At 43.8% G+C, this 21106-nt stretch carries 22 protein-coding genes; 15 read left to right on the top strand and 7 right to left on the bottom strand.

The genetic code is table 11. The features are described 5' to 3' along the window. Positions 1-86 precede the first annotated feature (86 nt). Positions 87-935, bottom strand: a complete 849-nt coding sequence (locus ASD24_RS17910) for a DegV family protein (RefSeq protein ID WP_056698384.1) — start codon at positions 933-935, stop codon at positions 87-89. Between the two features lie 101 nt (positions 936-1036). Next, on the bottom strand, positions 1037-1462 hold the full coding sequence (locus tag ASD24_RS17905; RefSeq protein ID WP_056698381.1) for a hypothetical protein: 426 nt from the start codon (positions 1460-1462) through the stop codon (positions 1037-1039). 293 nt (positions 1463-1755) lie between these two features. Here ASD24_RS17905 and ASD24_RS17900 point away from each other — a divergent pair, with 293 nt between their 5' ends. Further along, positions 1756-2142: a DUF423 domain-containing protein gene (locus ASD24_RS17900; RefSeq protein ID WP_056698380.1), complete on the top strand. Its 387-nt coding sequence runs from the start codon at positions 1756-1758 to the stop codon at positions 2140-2142. Between the two features lie 157 nt (positions 2143-2299). Here ASD24_RS17900 and ASD24_RS17895 read toward each other — a convergent pair whose 3' ends face one another. Next, positions 2300-2857 (bottom strand): hypothetical protein, encoded by a 558-nt coding sequence (locus ASD24_RS17895; RefSeq protein ID WP_056698375.1) that lies wholly within the window; start codon positions 2855-2857, stop codon positions 2300-2302. 297 nt (positions 2858-3154) lie between these two features. Between ASD24_RS17895 and ASD24_RS17890 the strand changes: the two genes are divergently transcribed. The 3 genes from ASD24_RS17890 to ASD24_RS17880 all read left to right on the top strand — a co-directional run bounded on the left by ASD24_RS17890 (position 3155) and on the right by ASD24_RS17880 (position 5148). Then, positions 3155-3931, top strand: a complete 777-nt coding sequence (locus ASD24_RS17890) for an RNA ligase family protein (RefSeq protein WP_056698372.1) — start codon at positions 3155-3157, stop codon at positions 3929-3931. Further along, the gene (locus tag ASD24_RS17885) at positions 3909-4664 is read left to right on the top strand and encodes a hypothetical protein (RefSeq protein ID WP_235540647.1); all 756 of its coding nucleotides are present in this window, start codon (positions 3909-3911) and stop codon (positions 4662-4664) included. Before ASD24_RS17890 ends, ASD24_RS17885 begins: the two co-directional genes overlap by 23 nt. 181 nt (positions 4665-4845) lie before the next feature. Next, on the top strand, positions 4846-5148 hold the full coding sequence (locus ASD24_RS17880) for a YunC family protein (RefSeq protein ID WP_056698365.1): 303 nt from the start codon (positions 4846-4848) through the stop codon (positions 5146-5148). Positions 5149-5330: 182 nt separating this feature from the next. Here the strand turns inward: ASD24_RS17880 and mtnA are convergent, their stop codons facing one another. Continuing rightward, complete coding sequence (gene mtnA, locus ASD24_RS17875) at positions 5331-6404, bottom strand: S-methyl-5-thioribose-1-phosphate isomerase (protein WP_056698361.1); 1074 nt, start codon at positions 6402-6404, stop codon at positions 5331-5333. A 25-nt stretch (positions 6405-6429) separates the two neighbouring features. Then, positions 6430-7647: an S-methyl-5-thioribose kinase gene (gene mtnK / locus ASD24_RS17870; protein WP_056698359.1), complete on the bottom strand. Its 1218-nt coding sequence runs from the start codon at positions 7645-7647 to the stop codon at positions 6430-6432. A gap of 296 nt (positions 7648-7943) precedes the next feature. Between mtnK and ASD24_RS17865 the strand changes: the two genes are divergently transcribed. The 9 genes from ASD24_RS17865 (at position 7944) to ASD24_RS31060 (ending at position 15966) form a co-directional block, all read left to right on the top strand. Then, complete coding sequence (locus ASD24_RS17865; protein ID WP_056698356.1) at positions 7944-8405, top strand: Dps family protein; 462 nt, start codon at positions 7944-7946, stop codon at positions 8403-8405. 141 nt (positions 8406-8546) lie between these two features. After that, the gene (locus ASD24_RS17860; RefSeq protein ID WP_056698353.1) at positions 8547-9128 is read left to right on the top strand and encodes a DUF1802 family protein; all 582 of its coding nucleotides are present in this window, start codon (positions 8547-8549) and stop codon (positions 9126-9128) included. 364 nt (positions 9129-9492) lie between these two features. Continuing rightward, the gene (gene sufC, locus ASD24_RS17855; RefSeq protein WP_056698351.1) at positions 9493-10275 is read left to right on the top strand and encodes a Fe-S cluster assembly ATPase SufC; all 783 of its coding nucleotides are present in this window, start codon (positions 9493-9495) and stop codon (positions 10273-10275) included. A 25-nt stretch (positions 10276-10300) separates the two neighbouring features. Further along, the gene (gene sufD, locus ASD24_RS17850) at positions 10301-11605 is read left to right on the top strand and encodes a Fe-S cluster assembly protein SufD (RefSeq protein ID WP_056698347.1); all 1305 of its coding nucleotides are present in this window, start codon (positions 10301-10303) and stop codon (positions 11603-11605) included. Continuing rightward, a complete protein-coding gene (locus tag ASD24_RS17845; protein WP_056698344.1) occupies positions 11602-12822 on the top strand; it encodes a cysteine desulfurase in 1221 nt (406 codons plus the stop codon). Before sufD ends, ASD24_RS17845 begins: the two co-directional genes overlap by 4 nt. Beyond that, positions 12812-13243, top strand: a complete 432-nt coding sequence (gene sufU, locus ASD24_RS17840) for a Fe-S cluster assembly sulfur transfer protein SufU (RefSeq protein WP_056698341.1) — start codon at positions 12812-12814, stop codon at positions 13241-13243. The genes ASD24_RS17845 and sufU overlap by 11 nt, the downstream gene beginning before the upstream one ends. A gap of 20 nt (positions 13244-13263) precedes the next feature. Then, a complete protein-coding gene (sufB, locus tag ASD24_RS17835) occupies positions 13264-14661 on the top strand; it encodes a Fe-S cluster assembly protein SufB (RefSeq protein ID WP_056698338.1) in 1398 nt (465 codons plus the stop codon). Between the two features lie 251 nt (positions 14662-14912). After that, a complete protein-coding gene (locus ASD24_RS17830) occupies positions 14913-15635 on the top strand; it encodes a M23 family metallopeptidase (protein WP_082560447.1) in 723 nt (240 codons plus the stop codon). A 196-nt stretch (positions 15636-15831) separates the two neighbouring features. Further along, positions 15832-15966 carry a YjcZ family sporulation protein gene (locus ASD24_RS31060; RefSeq protein WP_217363773.1) on the top strand — a complete coding sequence of 45 codons (135 nt, stop codon included), beginning with the start codon at positions 15832-15834 and terminating at the stop codon, positions 15964-15966. A 145-nt stretch (positions 15967-16111) separates the two neighbouring features. Here ASD24_RS31060 and ASD24_RS17825 read toward each other — a convergent pair whose 3' ends face one another. Together ASD24_RS17825 and ASD24_RS17820 are read right to left on the bottom strand one after the other, a co-directional pair. Next, positions 16112-17161: an HD-GYP domain-containing protein gene (locus ASD24_RS17825; protein ID WP_056698333.1), complete on the bottom strand. Its 1050-nt coding sequence runs from the start codon at positions 17159-17161 to the stop codon at positions 16112-16114. A gap of 120 nt (positions 17162-17281) precedes the next feature. Beyond that, positions 17282-18031, bottom strand: a complete 750-nt coding sequence (locus ASD24_RS17820; RefSeq protein ID WP_056698330.1) for a molybdenum cofactor biosynthesis protein — start codon at positions 18029-18031, stop codon at positions 17282-17284. A 123-nt stretch (positions 18032-18154) separates the two neighbouring features. Between ASD24_RS17820 and ASD24_RS17815 the strand changes: the two genes are divergently transcribed. Further along, entirely contained in the window at positions 18155-19585 is a 1431-nt protein-coding gene (locus ASD24_RS17815; protein WP_056698326.1) for a bifunctional metallophosphatase/5'-nucleotidase, read from the top strand. 69 nt (positions 19586-19654) lie between these two features. Next, on the top strand, positions 19655-20779 hold the full coding sequence (locus ASD24_RS17810; protein ID WP_056698323.1) for an HD-GYP domain-containing protein: 1125 nt from the start codon (positions 19655-19657) through the stop codon (positions 20777-20779). Positions 20780-21106 lie beyond the last annotated feature (327 nt).

Below are 21106 nucleotides of genomic sequence, written 5' to 3'. Positions count from 1 at the left end.
GCTATAACTAAGGATGCCCTTTACTTTGTTAATATAGAATCGTTATAGAAGCAGCACCACTTCATCTGGAATGTGACATTCAGATGTTACAATGCGGTATTATAAATAATACCGATCGTTTTGGGACCACAGTGACTACAGACTACACATCCTGCGGTAGCTAGCTCTACACGAGCGCCTGTCTGTTCTTGAAGTGACTTTTGCAAATCAAGCGCATCTTCTTCTGCCATCGTATGCACAACGATAACCAGATCCTTATCAATCTGCTCCTTATTGCTTAACGTGTTCTGCAGCATTTGCTCCAGAGCCTTTTCGCGTTTACCGCGAACTTTGTAAGCGGGAGCCATTTTACCATCTGTTACTCGAATCACGGGGCGAATCTTCAGCAGACTGCCAATTAGATTTTGCATGCCAGAGCATCGACCGCCTTTATGTAAATACTCCAGCGTATCAATGACGAATTCAGTTCGCACATTGGGTTTGAGGGCTTCGATCAAATGTGTGATCTCTGATAATGTTTGACCATTCTGAGCTGCATGAACTGCTTTCATGACAAGCAGTCCAATTCCGGATGAGAGATTCAAGGAATCTATAACGGAAATTCGCCCTTCTGGGAATTCAGAGCTGGCGAGCAGGGCATTTTGATATGTAGAAGAAAGTTCAGAGGATAAGCTGATATACAGGATATCATCCCCTTGGTCTATGGATGGCTGAAATGCCGTCATGAAATCCGCTGGAGAAGGCGCAGCTGTTTTGGGGAGACGACCATCCCTACTTACGCGCTCATATAGCTGCTCCGGTTTAATCTCAACACCGTCTTTTAATGATTCCTCGCCAAATACAACATAGAGCGGAATAATTCCAACGTCATACGTTTGAATCCACGATGGGGTCAGATCACTGGTGCTGTCTGTAAAAATTTTGATTCGTGACATGTTGATCTCCTTTGGATATGATAATTTGAACAAAAGTTATGTCATAAGTTTGATGTTTGCAACGTATATGTTGCTGCTTCGTGCGACACTGTGTTGCCTGATTACGCCATGAACATCCCCGCTAGAATCAGTCCGGCAAATGCCAAAATCAGAATACCATTCAGAATCGTCCCGATAATGGCGAAGATTTTCTTCCGATTTTTGAGCACAAGCCCAATGACACCAACGATAAGCCCAGCTAAATTCAGGACGAGACAAACTAGGATGGATAGCGAAGCTAGAATGACCGCAGGATGCAGAGCAATTTCCTCAACGTTCGCAGGTGTGAACGAATCCAGTGAGCTAGTCAGAGCCATCGCAGCAAAGAAGAACGTTAAAATATAAGCAAACAAAGCGACTAGTCCAAGTATAAAGCTAGCAATACCAGGGCCAGATTGTTTCAATCGGATATTGTTCGGTTCTTCTGGATATGGCGTGAACGAGTTGTTATCGTATGAATGTGGTTCATTCAGATGGTTATTATTCATATTATATGATTTCCCTCCTTATCCTGCTGATTAGGTAATGCATGTTATTACCCTTATTTAAACGTAGTGATTCTTGGGTTGGTTTCAAAAACACACCTTTTTACTTTTCCATAAAAGTCGTTAAAAATCAAGATATCTCAGCACTTTCGCCATTGTTTTCGAGTCAATATGTATTTTATATAACCAAAGTAGGCGAGTACGTTCAGCTATTGAGCTAACTAGCAAACGATAGTGAGATTCGGTTACAATAAAACATAGTGCAAACTATGAACTTAAAGGGGAGATAAAGGGAAATGCAACGTAAATGGATGATGCTGGGCGCAATACTTATGATGCTGTCTGTGGCGATTGGTGCGTTCGGTGCACATATTGTTAAGGAGCACATTGATGCCAAAGCCCTTGCTACCTATGAAACAGGTGTACAGTACCACATGATCCACGCTGTCGCTTTGCTGATTGTTGGACTTACAGCAGGACAATTAGGGGAGTCGACGAAGCTAAGATGGTCGGCACGTCTTCTGCTGATTGGTATCATTGTGTTCTCTGGTAGCTTATATGTACTCAGTACAACAGGCATTAAAATATTAGGTGCCATTACTCCCATTGGTGGTGTAGCCTTTATTACAGGTTGGCTGCTGTTCGCGTTAGACGTGTGGCAACGAGGTAAGGGACGATCCTAATTACATAAGGATGCTTCCGTGCTACCCTTGAAAAACCATTGTTAATGTGGAAATCTTCATTTTACTGATGCGCTTACACAATGTTTAAAAAAAGCAGCCTACATGGAAATGTTATGGGATTTCCACGCGGGCTGCTTTTCATTATACTTTGTTGTTTTTACAAAAACTCATCAATTTCATTGGTTCTGAATGAATAAACCTGCTTCTCATCAACATGGTAAATGCTTACTATGTTATTATCCCGATCAAAATTTAAAATGCGGCAAGGGATACTCTGATGCTTACCATTCTTGTTGTTTACGACGATACGTGTCAGGCGATTTTCCTTAATCAGTGTGTCGATCCACTCATCAAATGAGTTTCCGCTTTGGGAAGGCTCGGATGATTCTTTCTTTGGAGTGACATCTTTAGGTTGCTCTTTTTTGGCTGGAGCAGAAGAAGCGTTCGTTGAAGCGCTTTTCTGTATCGTACTGTCCTGAGCTTTTTTTCGTCCATTGTGAAGAGTTGTAATGGAATCTTTTTTAGATTGAATTGTCGCTTCAATAATCTTGCCAAGCTCTATACCGGATTGAATCCGGAAGTCCACAATCTGTTCCTCTTTGTTCATGAGCTCCAACAGGGACTGCAGTGCCAGTGCATTTGAGCGGTTCTTAATCAGAACATCGACGTTAAATAGATAGCCGAATTCTTCTTCGTTGGATAAGGTTTCTTTCATTCATCCCAGCCCCGTTAAAATATATGTGAATACCATAATACGTCTAACCTACTATATCATTAATGTGGCAATAATCATAGTGTCAAGGTGGATAAAATGCTATGGAAGAATCGGTCAAAACCATGGTGATTGGAGGGGCATTCATTTTTGCTTTTTAGCCATGTTATTTGTATATAAAGTTGGTAATGACTGGTGATTCAGTAGAGTTATAGATGTGTAAATATGGAATTTAATATAAAATAAGATTGAAATGACATTGAAGTTACATCATATATTAAGGAAAGAGGATGAACGAACATGGAATTGAAAAAGATTAACTCTATAACTAAATATCCAAGTATTTATACATATCATCAGTTGGGGGAGAGAGGCCGACTAAATGATGCGTTAACTGAATCAAGAGGTTTTGAAGAGTCGGAGTCAGTATATATCTATGAAAAAGTAGATGGAGAGAATTCCAGAATCATTATGCTTAAGAATGCTGACGGGGAGATAGACTATCTCATCGGTTCTAGAGAAGAACTGCTGTATGCTAAAGGGGATCGGATTGGCAACCCATACGGAAATATCGCGGATTTCCTTAGACCTATAGCAGACGAGATCATTGCTAATGATCAGCTTCAGGGGGAATGGGCCTTAAAAGTAATATATCAAGAGTCATATGGCGGGAAAACGAAGGCTTCCAAACACTACTCAGATAGAAAAACACAAAACTATCGCGTATTTGACGTTTTCTCATTGAATGAAGTTGAACTAGATAACCTTATGGAACTCCAATTGGAAAAAATAGCTGAATGGCGTGAGCATGGTAATCAACCATTTTACAATGAAGATGCTAAGCAGAGATTGGTTCAGCGTTTAGGTTTGCAGGCTGCACCATTATTGGAAATAACAACAGGGTCTCATTTTCCAATCTCGTTAGAAGATACTTTCTCCAATCTGAAGAAGTTTGAAAAAACACAAGTCGGAATAGAACTGGCTGGTAAATCAGAGGGGATCATTGTGAGAACGGTAAACCGTAATCAAATCCGAAAAATACGCTTTGAAGACTATGAAAGAACATTTAGAAATTGATGGAGATAAACGGATGAGTTATTACGAATCAGCAGCGAAGAGAATCAGAAATATTGACCCTAATTTATACAGGGGGATTTCGCAGAAAAGTTACAAAGAAGTTAGGTCAAGAGGACAGTATGAAGCAGATACCATATTAATTGCCGAGTACTACCGCAGAGTGGGTGTTTTTTTGCAGCATCTTTCTAAAGGAGGAACAGGCATTTATGTGGGAATGGACATGTTAATTGGTTATCGAATTCCTGATGATGCATGGGACAACTTCGTAGTCGATTTTCCCAATTTTACAGATATTGATATCTTGCTTATGAAAATGTTAAGTATGCACTATCTGCGATGGTGCGCTTTAATTGATGACAGAAATAGTTTTGCATTACAGTTTCCAGACATCTATGAACCGATAATCACATTGTTTGAAAGAGGTGGTGGACGAATTAGTACCCATCACCATGAATTAGTTGGAGGATTTGGAGGTTTCCCTAAGACGATCTATGCCACGAGAGGGGACATGAACCCTTTTGACATCAGTGAGGGAGCACTTGAAAAGATCATTGAAGAGGTGAAGTTCGCGGAAGCATACCTAGAAGAGTATAGAAATGGAGATTTAACTGAACGGAACTGTATTCGTTGCGGCAATCGTCTATTGATCCATTCACACATCACGGAATATGGTTATCCATGGTACAAAATAAAATGTGAGTCTGAATATTGTTTTAATAAAAATTTTTCATGATTCGGCTGATGAAAGCCGCTATGATGTGTTTGTTCATTTTGAAAATAAGTTAATCTCATTTCGAAAGTGAAAGACGGATTAAGAAGCCATTTTCTCGATACACGGCAGGTGTCCACACGACTCTTCAGGGCAAGGCATACAATTATCTTGACCTGCGGAAGAGGAGGTGGATCGGAAGACTATGGTGACGATGGAGCCGATTGTCGTTGGGGAACACGTGTTGGTGGGAGTAGAGGTTAAGCTGCCCAAAACAACGCTGCTCACAATTAACACATCGAAGGGGTATATCATGTGTGGAGCGCTCGATGTGGGATTACTTAATGAGGTGCTGGGAGATCGCAAAATCATTGCAGCTCGGGCAGTTGGTGTGCGCACACTGGAACAATTGCTGCATGCTCCGATGGAATCGGTGACAACAGAAGCCGAAGCTATGGGAATTACAGTTGGCATGACCGGTGTAGATGCATTATTGAAAATGATCTGAACATCTAAATGGATTATCGCATCCAATCTAATCTAATATTATCCCCATCCCAATTTCAATGTTACTGCAACTCAACGTAAACTTAACTTCAAGGTTAACGCCCAAAAAAGGGCTCCTTTCAGGGAGCCCTCATTTCTTTACATATCATTTATTTCATTAAACTCGATTCATAAATATAGGAACTAAGCTTCTTCCTTAGCAAACAATGCAGCAAGATTCTCTTTGAAAGGCGCACGGACGACACCTTTTTCCGTAATGATGGCAGTGACATATTCGTTCGGAGTAACATCGAAGGCCGGGTTAAATACTTTAACACCTTGCGGTGCGGTACGTTTGCCAAAACCTTCGGTAACTTCCTCTGCTGCACGCTCTTCAATCGGAATAAGATCGCCAGATGGCGTAGACAGATCAATGGTGGACAGTGGGCTAGCTACATAGAACGGAATGTTATGCGCTTTGGCAAGTACTGCAACGCTGTAAGTTCCGATTTTGTTCGCTACATCACCATTTGCAGCCACACGATCTGTGCCGACGATAACGGCTTGAATCCATCCCTTCGACATTACCATTCCGGCCATATTATCGCAGAGCAGTGTAACGTCAATGCCAGCTTGTTGCAATTCGAATGCAGTCAGGCGTGCCCCTTGCAGTACAGGACGAGTCTCGTCCGCAAATACTTTAAGGTTAATACCGCGTTCTTGAGCAAGATACATCGGCGCAGTTGCTGTGCCGTATTTAGCTGTCGCGAGTCCTCCGGCATTACAGTGCGTCAGCACACCCATACCATCCGCGAACAGTGGGAGTGCGTTCTCGCCGATCATACGGCATACTTCTTCGTCTTCTTTTTGAATGAGAAGAGCTTCGGCTTCAAGGGCAGCATTGCCGTCCTCAATCGATGTGCCAGCTTCTGCAAGCTCACTGGCCTTTTGCATCATACGATCCAGCGCCCAGAACAGATTAACTGCTGTTGGACGAGATGTTGCCAAGTGAGCACAGATGGATTTTACATGATCCAGCCACCCTGGTGTACCCATTCCATCATAAGCTTTAGCGCCTAGAACAACGCCGAATGCAGCAGCAATCCCGATCGCAGGAGCTCCACGTACTTTCATGGAATGAATAGCTTCCCATACTTCCTCAGGTGTGTACAGCTTCAGCATCAGAATGGTCTCGGGTAGAAGACGCTGGTCAAGCATTTCAAGCTTGTCCTGTTTCCATATCAGGGAGGACAAAGGCTGGTGTTCAGAAGTTGTCATGGGTGTGCCTCCATTTTTGTTAGATTTATGATTTGAGTGCAGAGACAGCTGTAGACACGTTGTCTAACAGTTCTCCGATTGTGTTCAAGCGACGATTGCTCTTAATAAGAGCTTTACCAATGGCGAGTGCTTTGCGCTGTGCACGTTCACGTTCTGTTGCATCTTCAATGGTATCGATGTCCGCTACATGTGCGAGACCTACTATACGACGTACCATTTTAGCACCAGCGAAGCCAGCAGTATCACGGAAAACTTTTTGTACATAGTGGTCTTGATATCCCGGAGCTTTTGCCATAGGGTCAACCAGATCATTCACCCACAGTGCACGGAAACGGCTCTCAAATTCAGTCCAGACGTCCCGAACCATGTCTAGCAGCATAGCTTCACGCTCTTGAAGTGCCTGGCTATCTTTGATCGATCCTGGGAGGGAAGCATAATTGAGTAGCAGGTTCGCAATCACCGCACCAATATCGAAGCCCATCGGGCCATAATAAGCAAACTCTGGATCAATGACTTTAGTGGATTCTGGTGTTACAAAAATGCTGCCTGTGTGCAGGTCGCCATGAAGCAGTGCTTCACCATGAGTCAGAAATTTCTCGCGTAATAAAGCGACTTCCAAGTGCAGTTCTCCATCCGTACGAAGCGCTTCAGCTTCGTCCTCAATAGAAGCTTCATAATTATTTTTCTCAGCGATCCGGTAGGGCTCATCGAATATCAAATCCTCGGTTATTTTACACTGATCTGGATTGATAAATCGACCTTGTTTTTCTTTCTTCAGTTGCTGGTTCATACCGAGGTCTGAAGTAAAGAAGAGCGTTCTTGCCATAAATTCACCGATATGTTGTGCGAAAAGCGGATAGCTTGTACCCTCTATAAGACCTTTGCGCATAATCACATGATCACTCAGATCTTCCATTACCGTTAATGCAAGATCGTCATCGTAATGATACACCTCAGGCACCATTCCAGGGCAGAGACGATACTCTTCCTGAAGAATTTCACGTTCAATGCGAGCCCGTACAAGAGACAATGGCCATGATTCTCCTACGACTTTCGCATAAGGAAGCGCCTGTTTGATAATGATACTTTTATCGGAGTTCTGATCTGTGATATGGAAAACCAAATTCAGATTGCCGTCGCCGATCTCACGACATTCTAGATTCGAATCTGCCGTAAACGGATCAGGTAATGTTCGTGCCAATTCGATTGCTTCCTGGGGTGTTAAAGGGTGATATTGGGACAAGAATGCCACCTCCATATATATGAAGAAACAGGAAAACCCACTTCTTTGCTTGGTATATGTCAGTATATCGGAATTAGCTCGGCTTTTGTACCCTTTTTTTGATACCGGCAATGTCAATCTTGTTTCACACTTCAGGGACGAGGGTAAAAACAAATAGGCCGGACGGTTGAAGTAAAACGCCCGACAAGGCTTCCCGCAGGCAGCGGTGCCGAATAGCTAAATCTCTGTTATACAGGGGAAGAACGACTCTGCTTTCTCGTATAACGGACTAACTTTAAATAAAGGATGGGATTCAAATGGCTACAACTAACAAAACAAATCAAACAAAAACAGTTGAACAATTACTTAATCGTCAAGTGGCAAACTTGAACGTCCTTTACGTCAAAATTCATAACTATCACTGGTATGTAAAAGGCCCTAATTTCTTCACGTTGCATGTTAAATTTGAAGAGTTCTATAATGAAGTGACTGTACAAATGGACGAAATTGCTGAGCGTATTCTTACACTTAAAGGTAGCCCAGCAGCTACAATGAAAGAATATCTGGAGCTCTCTTCTATTCAAGAAGCTGCAGGTGGAGAAGATGCGAAACAGATGGTGCAGAACCTAATCGAAGATTTCGCAACGCTGTCTAATGAATATCAGGAAGGTATTGAAGCGGCTGACGCTGCCGAAGACCAACCAACATCAGATATGCTGACAGGATTCAAGGCAGATCTGGAGAAACATATGTGGATGCTTCGCTCCTTCTTGGGCTAAGACATCGATTTTCATCCATTACTTTAGTACCTAAGTATGTACTAGTACACGAATCGTCGCCTTTCCTACTTTATGGAGAGTTGTCAGGTAGGCGCTTGAACGTCTATACTGCTGACAAGACCGATTCGGGGAGGGGAGCATATGATAGGTAACAATATACCGGCATTGAAAGAGTGGGCTTCCACGATCAAAGCCTTAGAACAAGGTCGCCAAATTATGGTGATGCGTAAAGGCGGGATCGTGGAGGAAACTCGACATTTTGAGCTTAAAAGTCCAGCGTTTGTTCTGTATCCGACTTATGAACATCAGCGTAAAGAACTGATCAAGTCCTCTGATCATCCCTATGTTGAGGAATCATTGGCCGAATGGGTGCCCGAAGCCTCGACAATCCGCATCACTTCTTATGCCGAAGTGGTGCAAGACGTGGAGATTAGAGATCAGGAGACGCTGGATAAACTTCTAGATTTACATATGTGGACTGCGGATTTTGCCGAAGACCGCCTGAAGTGGAAACGAAAAGATCCGCTCCATGTATTATTGCTGCGCGTGTACCGTTTGAATGAACCGATGGAGATTCCGGTTTTGTCTGAATACAATGGTTGTCGTTCTTGGATTTCCATTCCGAATGGTTCGTTGCCGAGCGAAATGACGCCGGTGATGGACGTTGCGGATTTTGACGAACAGGTACGGAAGGTTAACGAATTGCTCAAAAATGAAGAATAATGACAAGAAGGGCTTGTCCATCATATGGATAAGTCCTTTTTTTTGTAGGAGGACATGCTATGACAAAAGATGTGTTACAGTGATTTTTGTCACTGTTTATATACTGTCAGGATGTATTCTCATTTGATTCAAACCTACTTTTATTATAGAATCAGGTAGAATAATGTTTTCTCCAGAGGACAAGAGTTCTCGGAAATGACTTGATAATCAATGAGAATCAGTTTAGAATTATTCTAAAGTGTTCTTGGCTTTACAGATTACAGCACCATAAGAAATTCAGAGGAAGCTCTGTTCAGATATTAATAGGCGCTTTTTCGTTTTCGACAGCAAACATCAATTTAATCAATGGAGGGAAACAATACACATGGCTACGAATTTCGTCATTGAAGGTCTGAAAGCGACGATCGAAGGTAAGGAAATCCTGAAAGGAATCAATTTGGAAATGAAAGGTGGAGAAATCCACGCAATCATGGGTCCAAACGGAACAGGTAAATCTACACTGGCTTCCGCGTTGATGGGACATCCTAAATATGAGGTAACTGATGGTGTGGTAACACTTGACGGTGAAGACGTACTGGATATGGCTGTAGATGAGCGCGCACGTGCTGGCTTGTTCTTGGCAATGCAATACCCAAGTGAAATTGCTGGTGTTACTAACTCCGACTTCTTGCGTAGTGCAATCAACGCACGTCGTGGCGAAGGAAACGAAATTTCCTTGATTAAGTTCATTCGTCAAATGGAAGGTAAAATGAAAGAGCTCGATATGAATCCTGAGTTCGCTCATCGTTATCTGAATGAAGGTTTCTCCGGTGGTGAGAAAAAACGTAACGAAATTCTGCAAATGATGCTGCTCGATCCAAAAATCGTAGTACTTGATGAAATCGACTCCGGTCTGGACATCGACGCTCTGAAAATTGTTGCAGACGGTGTAAATGCAATGAAGAGCGAAGATCGTGGATTCTTGATCATCACTCACTATCAACGTCTCTTGAACTACATCACACCTGACTACGTTCACGTTATGATGCAAGGTCGCATCGTGAAATCCGGCGGACCTGAGCTGGCTCAACGTCTGGAAGCTGAAGGTTATGATTGGGTAAAAGCAGAACTGGGAATTACAGACGAAACTGTAGGTCAAGAAGCGTAATAGACAAAACGGAGGAGGATAATAGATGACAACACAAACAATTCTTCCGGTTGAGTCTGAAGCGCTTCGTACCTTGTCGGAGAGCAACAATGAACCCGGCTGGTTGACTGAGCAACGGCTTGAGGCTTTGAAGCTTGCAAGTGAGCTTGCGCTTCCTAAACTGGAAAAGCAAAAAATTGAACGCTGGAATATCAGCGAGTACGGAACATATAAAACGAACGGAGCAATTGCTTCTTTGGAAGAAGTACCTGCTTCAATTAAAGAGTTGGTTCAAGACCAAGCTGAAGGTAGTCTGGTTATCCAACGTAACTCTGCTACAATCTACTCCAACCTGTCTGCTGATTTGGCGGCAAAAGGCGTAATTTTCACAGATCTGGCTTCAGCGGTTCGTGAACACGGCGATCTGGTGAAACAATATCTGGGCACAGCAGTAAAAGCGGATGAGCATTCTATTGCGGCATTACATGCAGCTCTTTGGAATGGTGGAGTTTTCCTCTATGTTCCAAAAAATGTTGAAATTGAAATTCCATTGCAAGCGGTCTTGCTTACAGATGATGCATCTGCAACATTTGCACCTCACGTGCTCGTTGTTGCTGAAGCAAACAGCTCTGTAACATACGTAGACAACTATGTATCCGGAGAACTATCCGCACCTGTTTTCCATAATGGGGTCGTGGAAGTGTTCGTTAAATCTGGTGCTAAAGTACGTTTCGCAACAGTACATCAGTTGAATGTGAACGTAACAGACGTTTCCTACCGCCGTGCAGTGGTAGAGAACGACGGATCGATCGAATGGATCGTTGGTGAAATGAACAATGGTGACACAGCAAGCAACACGATGACTGTACTCAAAGGGAATGGATCCAGCTCCGATTCCAAAGTAATTGCTGTCGGTTCCGGTTCACAGAAGATCAACTACACGACAGAAGCTCGCCACTTTGGTAAAAACACGCCAAGCCAAATGATTACACGTGCGGTTATGCGTGAAGAAGCTTCGGCAATTATCAACGGCATTACGAAGATCGAGAAAGGTGCCACAAGAGCGGATGGACAGCAAACAGAGAAAGTATTGATGCTGAGCCCTAAAGCGCGTGGAGATGCCAACCCGATCCTTCTCATTGATGAAGATGATGTAACAGCAGGTCACGCAGCTTCCGTAGGTCAAGTGAATGCGGAGCAGATCCATTACTTGATGTCGCGCGGGATTAACCGTACGGATGCGGAACGCCTGATCATTTATGGCTTCCTCGCACCGGTGGTGGCGGATATTCCTTTGGAAGCACTGCGTACCCAATTGCAGTCCCTGATTGAGAAGAAGCTGGGACAATGAACCCATCCATTCGCGAGCAATTCCCGATCCTCCACCAGGAAATTAACGGACATCCGCTCGTTTATCTAGATAGTGCTGCAACTTCACAAAAGCCTCGTGCTGTGATAGAAACAGTTAAGCATTATTATGAATATGAGAACTCAAATGTGCATCGCGGTGTTCATACCCTTGGTAGCCGTGCCACAGACGCTTATGAAGGCGCGCGTGAGAAGGTTGCTAAGTTTATCAATGCACGTCGCACGCAAGAGATCATATTCACACGCGGGACTACGACAGCCCTGAACCTAGTGGCTTCGTCGTATGCCCGTGCGAATTGCAAAGAAGGCGACGAAATTGTTATTACGCAGATGGAGCACCATAGCAACCTGATTCCTTGGCAGCAAGTGGCTAAGGAGACAGGTGCAACATTGAAATACATCCCACTTCAGCCTGATGGTCATATTGAATTGTCTGATGTGGAGAAGACGATTACGAACAATACCAAAATTGTAGCAATCGCGTATGTATCCAATGTTATGGGTTTAGTCCATCCCGTGAAGCAAATTGCCGAAATTGCACACCGCAATGGTGCGGTCATCGTAGTTGATGGCGCACAGAGCACACCGCACATGAAGGTGGACGTGCAGGATCTAGATTGTGATTTCTATGCGTTATCCGGCCATAAAATGTGCGGTCCAACCGGAATCGGTGCACTTTACGGCAAAAAGGCGCTGCTGGAGTCCATGGAACCGGTTGAGTTCGGCGGTGAAATGATTGATGATGTAGGTTTGTATGAATCAAACTGGAAAGAGCTACCTTGGAAATTCGAAGGTGGAACGCCAATTATCGCTGGTGCGGTAGGCTTGGGCGCTGCTATCGATTTCCTAGAAGAGATTGGCATGGATGAAATTGCGCATCATGAAGGCGTGCTGGCAGCGTATGCTACAGAACGTTTGTCCGAAATTGATGGGCTTACGATCTATGGACCAGCTAAACGGCATGTCGGTGTCGTAACCTTTAACTTGGGAGATGTTCACCCCCATGATGTGGCAACGGTGCTAGATGCGAGTGGCGTAGCTATTCGTGCCGGACACCATTGCTGTCAACCGCTAATGCGCTGGCTTGAAGTGAGCTCAACAGCTCGAGCTAGTTTTTATCTATACAATAACGAACAAGATGTGGATCGGCTTGTCAGCGCCTTAATTCAGACAAAGGAGTATTTTGGCGATGCAACTTGATGATCTGTACCGGCGTGTTATAATGGACCACTACAAAAACCCACGTAACCGCGGAACGTTTGATAATGACGCTGTCACGGTGAATTTGAATAATCCAACGTGTGGCGACCGGATTTCACTGCAACTTATGCTGAAAGACGGAATCGTTCAGGAAGCCAAGTATACGGGCGAAGGCTGTTCCATAAGCATGTCTTCGGCATCTATGATGTCTGAAGCGGTTAAAGGTAAAACAATGGAGCAGGCTCTCGATATGGCTAACCGTTTTTCCTCACTGATGAAAGGGGAAGAAGTCGATTTCGACGATTATGAAGATCTCGAAGCCCTATCCGGTGTGAACAAGTTCCCTGCACGCATCAAATGTGCCACCCTGGCCTGGAATGCATTACGCAAAGGAATTGACGAAGAGGACAATGTACAATAACGATAGGGAGGTAGAGTAAGATGGCTAAAAAAGCACCAGAAATGGAAGAGTATAAATATGGTTTTCGCGATGAGCACAAATCCATCTTTCAAACCGGTAAAGGTCTGACTGCAGAAGTCGTGACTGAAATTTCCCGGATTAAGAACGAACCTGAGTGGATGTTGGAATTCCGTTTGAAATCCTTGAAACAGTTCGAAAAAATGGCTATGCCTAAATGGGGTGGAGACCTCGACGGATTGGACTTCAACGAGATTCAATACTATGTTCGTCCTTCTGATAAGCAAGGGAAAACATGGGAAGAGGTTCCTTCTGAGATCAAAGAAACCTTTGATAAATTGGGAATTCCCGAAGCAGAGCAAAAATTCCTTGCAGGTGTATCAGCTCAATATGAGTCTGAGGTTGTATATCACAACATGCAAAAGGAATTGGAAGATCAAGGTGTTATCTTCATGGATACCGATACAGCTCTGAGAGAGCACCCGGAAATCTTGCGCGAATATTTCGCTACCGTTATTCCACCAGCAGACAATAAGTTTGCTGCGTTGAACAGTGCCGTATGGTCCGGAGGAAGCTTCATCTACGTACCAAAAGGCGTGAAATGTGAAGTGCCTCTGCAAGCATATTTCCGGATTAACTCCGAAAATATGGGACAATTCGAGCGTACACTGATCATTGCTGACGAAGACAGCTTCGTTCACTATGTTGAAGGCTGTACAGCTCCGATCTACAGCACGAACTCACTTCATAGTGCTGTTGTTGAGATCATCTGTAAGAAAAATGCCCGTGTTCGTTACACAACGATTCAAAACTGGGCACCAAACATCTACAACCTCGTTACTAAACGTGCGGTTGCAGAAGAGAATGCAACGATGGAATGGGTCGATGGTAACATCGGTTCCAAACTGACGATGAAATATCCTGCTGTTGTTCTGAAAGGCCGTGGAGCGAAAGGGTCCGTTCTGTCCATCGCTGTAGCTGGTAAAAATCAGCATCAGGATGCAGGTGCGAAAATGATCCACTTGGCTCCAGATACAACATCAACGATCGTTTCCAAGTCCATCAGTAAACATGGTGGTAAAGTAACGTATCGTGGTCTGGCTTCCTTTGGTCGCCAAGCTGAAGGCGCGAAATCCAATATCAAGTGTGATACGCTCATTCTCGATAATGAGTCCACATCCGATACAATTCCTTACAATGAAATCATGAATGACAACATCATGCTGGAGCATGAAGCGACGGTATCCAAAGTATCTGAGGATCAACTCTTCTATCTGATGAGTCGTGGTCTGACCGAAGCAGAAGCAACACAGATGATCATCATGGGCTTCATCGAGCCGTTCACGAAGGAATTGCCAATGGAATACGCGGTAGAAATGAACAGATTGATCAAGTTCGAGATGGAAGGTTCTATCGGTTAACCTTTGTCTGACAATGGTTAGCGGATAAGCTGGACGCTTGCGTCCTAATTCCTGCCTGAATAAAATTCATGTAATACAGATTAAGATCGAGGATTCTCCTCGGTCTTTTTTTGTTGTCTAAAAGTAAGTTTTATTTTGTGTGAAACGCACCTTAGAGTGCATGCTAAATATTGTTTTTCTGGTATAAAATAGGATCATTCGCACAAGCCATCTCATAGATTCAAGCATCTATTGATAGAAAAGGATGTGACATGATGAGCTTAAATCCGTTTGAGGGATATCGTATTACCAGCTCATTTGGTTATCGTATTCATCCCATCCATGGCGGGCAGACATTTCATCGGGGTATTGATCTAGTCACAGAGCCATGGAATGGCCCTGTCTATGCTTTTTTGGAGGGAGTCGTACGATTTGCTGGTGAAGGGGTTACAGGCTCAGGATTCGGAGGTTACGGGCTTACAGTAGCGGTAGAAGATCATCGAGGTTACTTACATTGTTACGCTCATCTGTCCCGAATTGCGGTGAAGGTTGGACAACATGTTCAGCAAAAGCAACTCATTGGCAATCAGGGCAGTACTGGCCAGAGCACAGGGCCGCATGTGCATTATGAAATACGTAAAGCAAGCAGACCCTCTTATGGCTTCACAGCAAGCGAGAATGGCGTTGTCGAGCCGGAAACATATCTTAAGTCCGAATATCGCTCTATGGTGGAGGAAGAGGAGGCACAGCCCATGACAAGTGAGGAGAAGCAGAGGTTCGAGACCATGCAGAGAACATTGGAAGCCCAAGCGTCCTGGATCAAGCAGCAGCAAAATCGTGCCAATATGCCTTGTCCCCCCTGGGCACAAGATGCATTCAATTATTACCGTTCATTCATCATGACGGATACAGGGAGCTATGATTTTTGGAGGCTGCTTGTCATTATGTATCGCAAGGAGAAGAATATTAACGTAAACCCCGATGCGACAAATTAACAACTAGGTATTGACCATGCTAATGATTATTCCAACCTACGATAAGCTTCAACAAAGTCCTAATGCTCTTCATCAGGTAGCTGAACTTAGGTGGATATAGGCGGATAACCATTTATGGAATATTGCCAATTCGCCCGGTTCAAAAAAATGCTGTTGTCATATGTTAGGGTATACCTGATGAAGAGGAGGCAATCACATGAGCGAAGTAGGATATGGCTGTGGTGGTAACAACGTAGGTGGCGTGGGTGGTTACAACCCATTCACATCGACAGGTGCAATCTTGGTATTGTTCATTCTGTTGGTTATCATCACCAAAGCGTTCTGTGTATAATTCGTAAACAATCCTCTAAATAGAAAAGGGAAGCCGTTCACGCGGCTTCCCTTTCAAACGTTATAATGGCGAATGTTGAGTGACAATTATAGCTTGATATGTCTTTATCCAATCTCAATATGTCTGTTTTGATCCCTAATCAATACTACTGGACATAAATCTCAACAATCGCAACATCTCTTTCCTTCGCTAAATCGATAAAGGCAGAGGATGTCTGTACGAGTGGACGGAAGTAATCCGCAGGATTATTCATGACGATGAGGCCGGTCTGCCCTGTGGTGAGAAGAACTCGTTTACCAATAAAATTAGGAAGCATATGTTTAATAAGTTCCTGAGTGACTTCTCCATTTAATTGACCAAAGCTAAGGCTGTACAGCTCGCATAAGACAGAGATTAGCTCTTGTTTGGTCTGATATACCCGATTGGTTGTCATGGCGCTGTACACGTCCGCTACAGCCGTAATACGGGAGTATGGATGAATCTCATCTCTTTTTAGTCCGTAAGGATAACCACTACCATCCTCACGCTCATGGTGCTGTAATGCTACGGTTGCAAGAAGTTCATCTTGAGTCGATTCCATAATAATCTCATACCCATATAGGGTGTGCTTTTTCATTTCTTCGAATTCTTCCGGAGTTAATTTACCCGGCTTATGTAACATTTCAGGTGGAATCTTCGATTTGCCAATGTCGTGCAAATAACCAGCTTTGGCCACGGTCAAACACTCTTCTGGATTATACCCCATCCACCCTGCGATATAGAAGGCAAGCATGCCAACTTGTAACGAATGAGTGTACGTGTATTCGTTATCTCCGTCCATCATGAGTAGAAGGGAAACGACATCTTTTTGTTTTTCAAGCTGAGATGTTAAGTTAATTAAGATATGATCGACCTGAGACTCATCAATAAATCCCTTTTCCATGGCTTGCTCGAACAACGTTTCAGTACCTTTTATCGTATCTTCAAACAAATTAGTTAAAAGACGGGTTTGTTCGGAACGTAAGGTTTGTTCATCAGAGTGTAAATCGGATGGTGTATGCTCTACATCTGCGTAATCGATTCCGTGTTGCAGCAATTTGGCAATATCATCTTCGCTAAGCGTGGAACCTTTCACCAGCATGTGGAGACCTGCATTGTTATATACGTCATTTATTAACAGGTCGCCAGGTTTAAGATCAGTAACATGCACTCTCACGTATAAACCACCTTTTCCTCGACTAATATCGACACATATCATTATAATAACAAGAAAAAAATGGGTTGACAACGACTTATTTACTAATTTAATTAGTAATTCAAGAGTTAGAATAACTAATTATTGTTGCTGCATAGGGTTCCAAGGACCCAATTGATGACCCTTCCACTCGGAACCATCTTCCCATATTTCTTTTTTCCAGATCGGCACAGTTTGCTTCAATCTCTCGATGGCATAACGACTTGCATCGTAACAATCACTGCGATGAGGAGAAGAGACGGCAATGACCACACTAATCTCAGCAACGTCCACTTGTCCAATTCGATGGCTTATTGCGCATAACACGCCAGGCCAGCGCTCAGAAATTTCATCGCCGATGGCTGCCATCTGTGCTAGAGCCATGGGAACATAAGCTTCATATTCCAAGTGCACTGTTCGTTGTTCACCCGTCATCTCGCGCGTAGTTCCGACAAACGTAAGAGCAGCACCGTGGTTAGCGGTGATGACAAGATTAGTCGTTGCTTCCACAGACAAGGGGGATGTAGTGATCTGATATCGCCCATCTGGAGTAGATTGTTTGGTAGAGGAAGCCCCTTGCTCGGACTTCCGATCCTCAGTACCATCGCCTCCGGATACAGGAGGTATCAAAGCAATCTCATCTTGAGCCGATATTATAGTATCGGCAGGAGCGTACTGTTGGTTTACAGCAAGAAAGGACGTGCGGATCTGAGAGGCTAATTCAGGGTATGATTCGGCTAACTTTTCTTTTAAAAGAGCAGCTGTTGGCTCAGCAACGTCGTATTCATATTCAATCAGAGAAGTGCCGAGACGTTCAGCAATACCTGCAAATAGTTGAATGTTCAATTTCATGAGAATTTTCCACCTTTTTTTCAAAATCTAAACCCTTTCAATATATCATAACGAGACGGAAAATGTTATGCTTATCTATTAGAGGAATGAACGTTTTAAACGGAATCAGAAGGAGGCGGTGTGATGAGCACCACGAATACACAAGTGTTAACAATACTGCATACGAATGACATTCACAGTCATTTTGGTGCCATGAGTTCGATCGCCGCCATGATTGAAAAAGAAAGAGAACAAGCTGAGAATGTATTGGTTCTTGATATAGGAGATCATATGGATCGTAAGGCTGTGGAAACGGAAGGCACACTTGGAGCAGCCAACGTCGATGTGATCAATCTTACTGGGTATGATGCCATTACGATCGGGAATAACGAAGGACTTACGATAACACCTGAACAGCTGGCAAGAACGTATTCCGGGCTTCAATGTCCTGTTGTTTGCGGGAATGTTGTTGAATATGAGACTGGCCTTGTCCCATCCTGGATGCACACGTCGCTCGTCGTGACCAAGGGTGAATTTCGCATTGGTTTGTTAGGGGCAACAGCACCATTCACTACGTTTTATGATTTGTTAGGATGGCGTCTTCTTGATCCTATCGAGATGCTGAGTAAGCAAGTTGCTGAATTGTCTCCTAAGGTGGATGTCATCATTGTTTTATCGCATTTGGGACTTTCCACTGATCGCAGATTGGCAGAGCAGGTTGAAGGCATTGACGTGATTTTGGGCGGACATACACATCATGTGCTTGAGGAGCCTCTGATAATTGGCAATACCACCATTGCAGCAAGCGGTAAGTTCGGAGAATGGCTCGGTAAAGTGGTCTTAGAGCGCCAGAACTCTGCGAGCAAGCCTGTCCTTGTAAGCAGTGGATGTGTTCCGGTGACAACCACTCTTCTGGAAGAGCAGGTTACTCTCGCAATCGCTACGAATCGTGCGGAAGCAGAGAAATCACTAGAGCAGACAGCCGTAATGGTGGACAAGCCACTTTCCGTTCATTATGAGCGTGAATCACCTTTTGCCACCTTGCTTGCACAAGCGGTTAGACAGGCTACAGGTACCCAAGTGTCTCTGGTGAATGCAGGGCAGTTACTTGGAGATCTTCCACAGGGAGTCATTACCAAAGGAATGTTACATTCCCTATGTCCTTCTCCGATCAATGCTTGTACAATATGCTTAAAAGGCAGCCACATCCGTGAAGCACTTGAGCAATCATTGCTGCCAGAGTTTACGGATAAGCCAATCATTGGATTTGGGTTTCGCGGGAAGGTTCTAGGAACGTTATGCGTGGATGGGATGGACATTGAATATGATCCTGAGCGACCAGCATATGAGAAAATTCGTTCTATACGTATTGCGGGCACTCCTATTCAGGAGGAACAACAATATGTGGTCGGTACACTCGGAATGTTTACGTTTAATGTGGGATATCCTCCACTCGCCCAGGGTACAGAGACGAATTATTATCTTCCAGAATTCTTACGGGATCTAGTGGAAATAGAATTAAAACGACCAGGAGCGCTGGACGATTGCCTGCGACCTCGCTGGCGAGAAATATAACAAGTACTTGCCTTCTGCTGAAGCGGCGGCTAGTTGCAATTACATCTACGGAGCGGGAGAGGATAGGCTGTGCGTTTAGTACATATAAACTTATTGCAGCCTGGCATGAAGCTGGGGAAACGGATATATAGCGAAGAGGGTTTGGTACTGCTCAGTGAGGATGTGGAATTAACTCAGCGATTAATTTCTCGAATGAAAGATCTCGGGATCGGATATGTCTATATAAAAGATGCGGCAACAGAGGATATTATTGTACCAGAAATGTTACAGGAGGAGACCAAGCGTAGAGCATTGGTTGAGATAAAACAGCAGTTCCAGAACATGTCTGGCTTTCGAACGAAGAGCCGGATCTCGCACTTCGGCAAAACACTGACCGGATTAATGAATACGATTTTAGAAGACATCGGTAGCCAGAAGGAAGCCATGATTATGCTCATGGACATGAGCTCTACTGATTTTGACCTATATAATCATTCATTGAATGTTTGTGTGTATACATTGGTTCTCGGGGTAGCATCGGGCTACAATAGACAACAGCTAATGGAAATTGGCCTTGGTGCCTTATTGCATGATATCGGAAAAACACAGATAGCTTCAGAAGTACTGTATAAGCCTTCTAGATTAACTGACGAGGAATTCAAACTCATTCAGCAGCATACTACATATGGACATCGGATCCTCAAAGACGAGCCGGGTATACCGCTTCTGGCTGCACATTGCGCCCTCCAGCATCATGAACGAATTGACGGTAGCGGTTATCCATTCGGCCTAAAAGGTAATGAAATTCATGATTATGCCAAATGGATCGCACTCGCGGATTCATATGATGCGATGACAACCAATCGAGTGTATCAGCAAGCCTTATTACCACATCAAGCTGTGGAAGTACTCTATACTGGTTCTTGTACGCTTTATGAACAACGGATGCTTGAGAAATTTCGAGATTGTGTTGCGATCTATCCTATCGGCATGTCGGTCAAACTAAGTACAGGTGAGGTTGGTGTCGTGGCCTCGATCCATCCACGTATCCCGCAACGCCCAATCATTCGAGTGCTAAAGGATGCAGAGGGTCAGGATTTGCATGCACCCTATGAAATTGATCTATCGACTGCATTGTCAGTCATGATTACAGGTGTGGAGGGCGCGGAAGAAGTGCCTTCGATGCCAGTTAGTGGACAGTATTTGGAAAGCTGATATCCAATTTAATCAGTACTAGACGCTTCTATCGTGATATTTGGGTTGAATAGACTCAATATACAGGAGCGTTTTTTTGCCTTGTAATTGTACCCATTAGTTATAAGGTGGTTCAAAGTTACGCTTTATGATGATGAAACAAATCTGGTCTGATTATCTACAATTTAAGTAGGATTTATAGATACAAATGTAAGCCTACGTAGGGCAGTTTTCCTACACGAAATAGACAGACCCTTTCCTCCGGGGTATTCAAAATTGTGCTATGATAAAAGATAGCTCCAAAAAGATTGCGTCGGAGTATGATGTAAATAAAAATTTTTAGGTTAA

The sequence above is a fragment of the Paenibacillus sp. Root52 genome, assembly GCF_001426865.1.
Classification (GTDB): Bacteria; Bacillota; Bacilli; order Paenibacillales; family Paenibacillaceae; genus Paenibacillus.
Note: the sequence above shows the minus strand (reverse complement) of the source record. Positions and strands in the feature narration are given on the sequence as shown.

Coding starts and splice junctions, on each gene's coding strand:
- ASD24_RS17910 (WP_056698384.1), bottom strand. CDS start 935: ATGTCACGAATCAAAATTTTTACAGACAGCACCAGTGATCTGACCCCA.
- ASD24_RS17905 (WP_056698381.1), bottom strand. CDS start 1,462: ATGAATAATAACCATCTGAATGAACCACATTCATACGATAACAACTCG.
- ASD24_RS17900 (WP_056698380.1), top strand. CDS start 1,756: ATGCAACGTAAATGGATGATGCTGGGCGCAATACTTATGATGCTGTCT.
- ASD24_RS17895 (WP_056698375.1), bottom strand. CDS start 2,857: ATGAAAGAAACCTTATCCAACGAAGAAGAATTCGGCTATCTATTTAAC.
- ASD24_RS17890 (WP_056698372.1), top strand. CDS start 3,155: ATGGAATTGAAAAAGATTAACTCTATAACTAAATATCCAAGTATTTAT.
- ASD24_RS17885 (WP_235540647.1), top strand. CDS start 3,909: ATGAAAGAACATTTAGAAATTGATGGAGATAAACGGATGAGTTATTAC.
- ASD24_RS17880 (WP_056698365.1), top strand. CDS start 4,846: ATGGTGACGATGGAGCCGATTGTCGTTGGGGAACACGTGTTGGTGGGA.
- mtnA (WP_056698361.1), bottom strand. CDS start 6,404: ATGACAACTTCTGAACACCAGCCTTTGTCCTCCCTGATATGGAAACAG.
- ASD24_RS17865 (WP_056698356.1), top strand. CDS start 7,944: ATGGCTACAACTAACAAAACAAATCAAACAAAAACAGTTGAACAATTA.
- ASD24_RS17860 (WP_056698353.1), top strand. CDS start 8,547: ATGATAGGTAACAATATACCGGCATTGAAAGAGTGGGCTTCCACGATC.
- sufC (WP_056698351.1), top strand. CDS start 9,493: ATGGCTACGAATTTCGTCATTGAAGGTCTGAAAGCGACGATCGAAGGT.
- sufD (WP_056698347.1), top strand. CDS start 10,301: ATGACAACACAAACAATTCTTCCGGTTGAGTCTGAAGCGCTTCGTACC.
- ASD24_RS17845 (WP_056698344.1), top strand. CDS start 11,602: ATGAACCCATCCATTCGCGAGCAATTCCCGATCCTCCACCAGGAAATT.
- sufU (WP_056698341.1), top strand. CDS start 12,812: ATGCAACTTGATGATCTGTACCGGCGTGTTATAATGGACCACTACAAA.
- sufB (WP_056698338.1), top strand. CDS start 13,264: ATGGCTAAAAAAGCACCAGAAATGGAAGAGTATAAATATGGTTTTCGC.
- ASD24_RS17830 (WP_082560447.1), top strand. CDS start 14,913: ATGATGAGCTTAAATCCGTTTGAGGGATATCGTATTACCAGCTCATTT.
- ASD24_RS31060 (WP_217363773.1), top strand. CDS start 15,832: ATGAGCGAAGTAGGATATGGCTGTGGTGGTAACAACGTAGGTGGCGTG.
- ASD24_RS17820 (WP_056698330.1), bottom strand. CDS start 18,031: ATGAAATTGAACATTCAACTATTTGCAGGTATTGCTGAACGTCTCGGC.
- ASD24_RS17815 (WP_056698326.1), top strand. CDS start 18,155: ATGAGCACCACGAATACACAAGTGTTAACAATACTGCATACGAATGAC.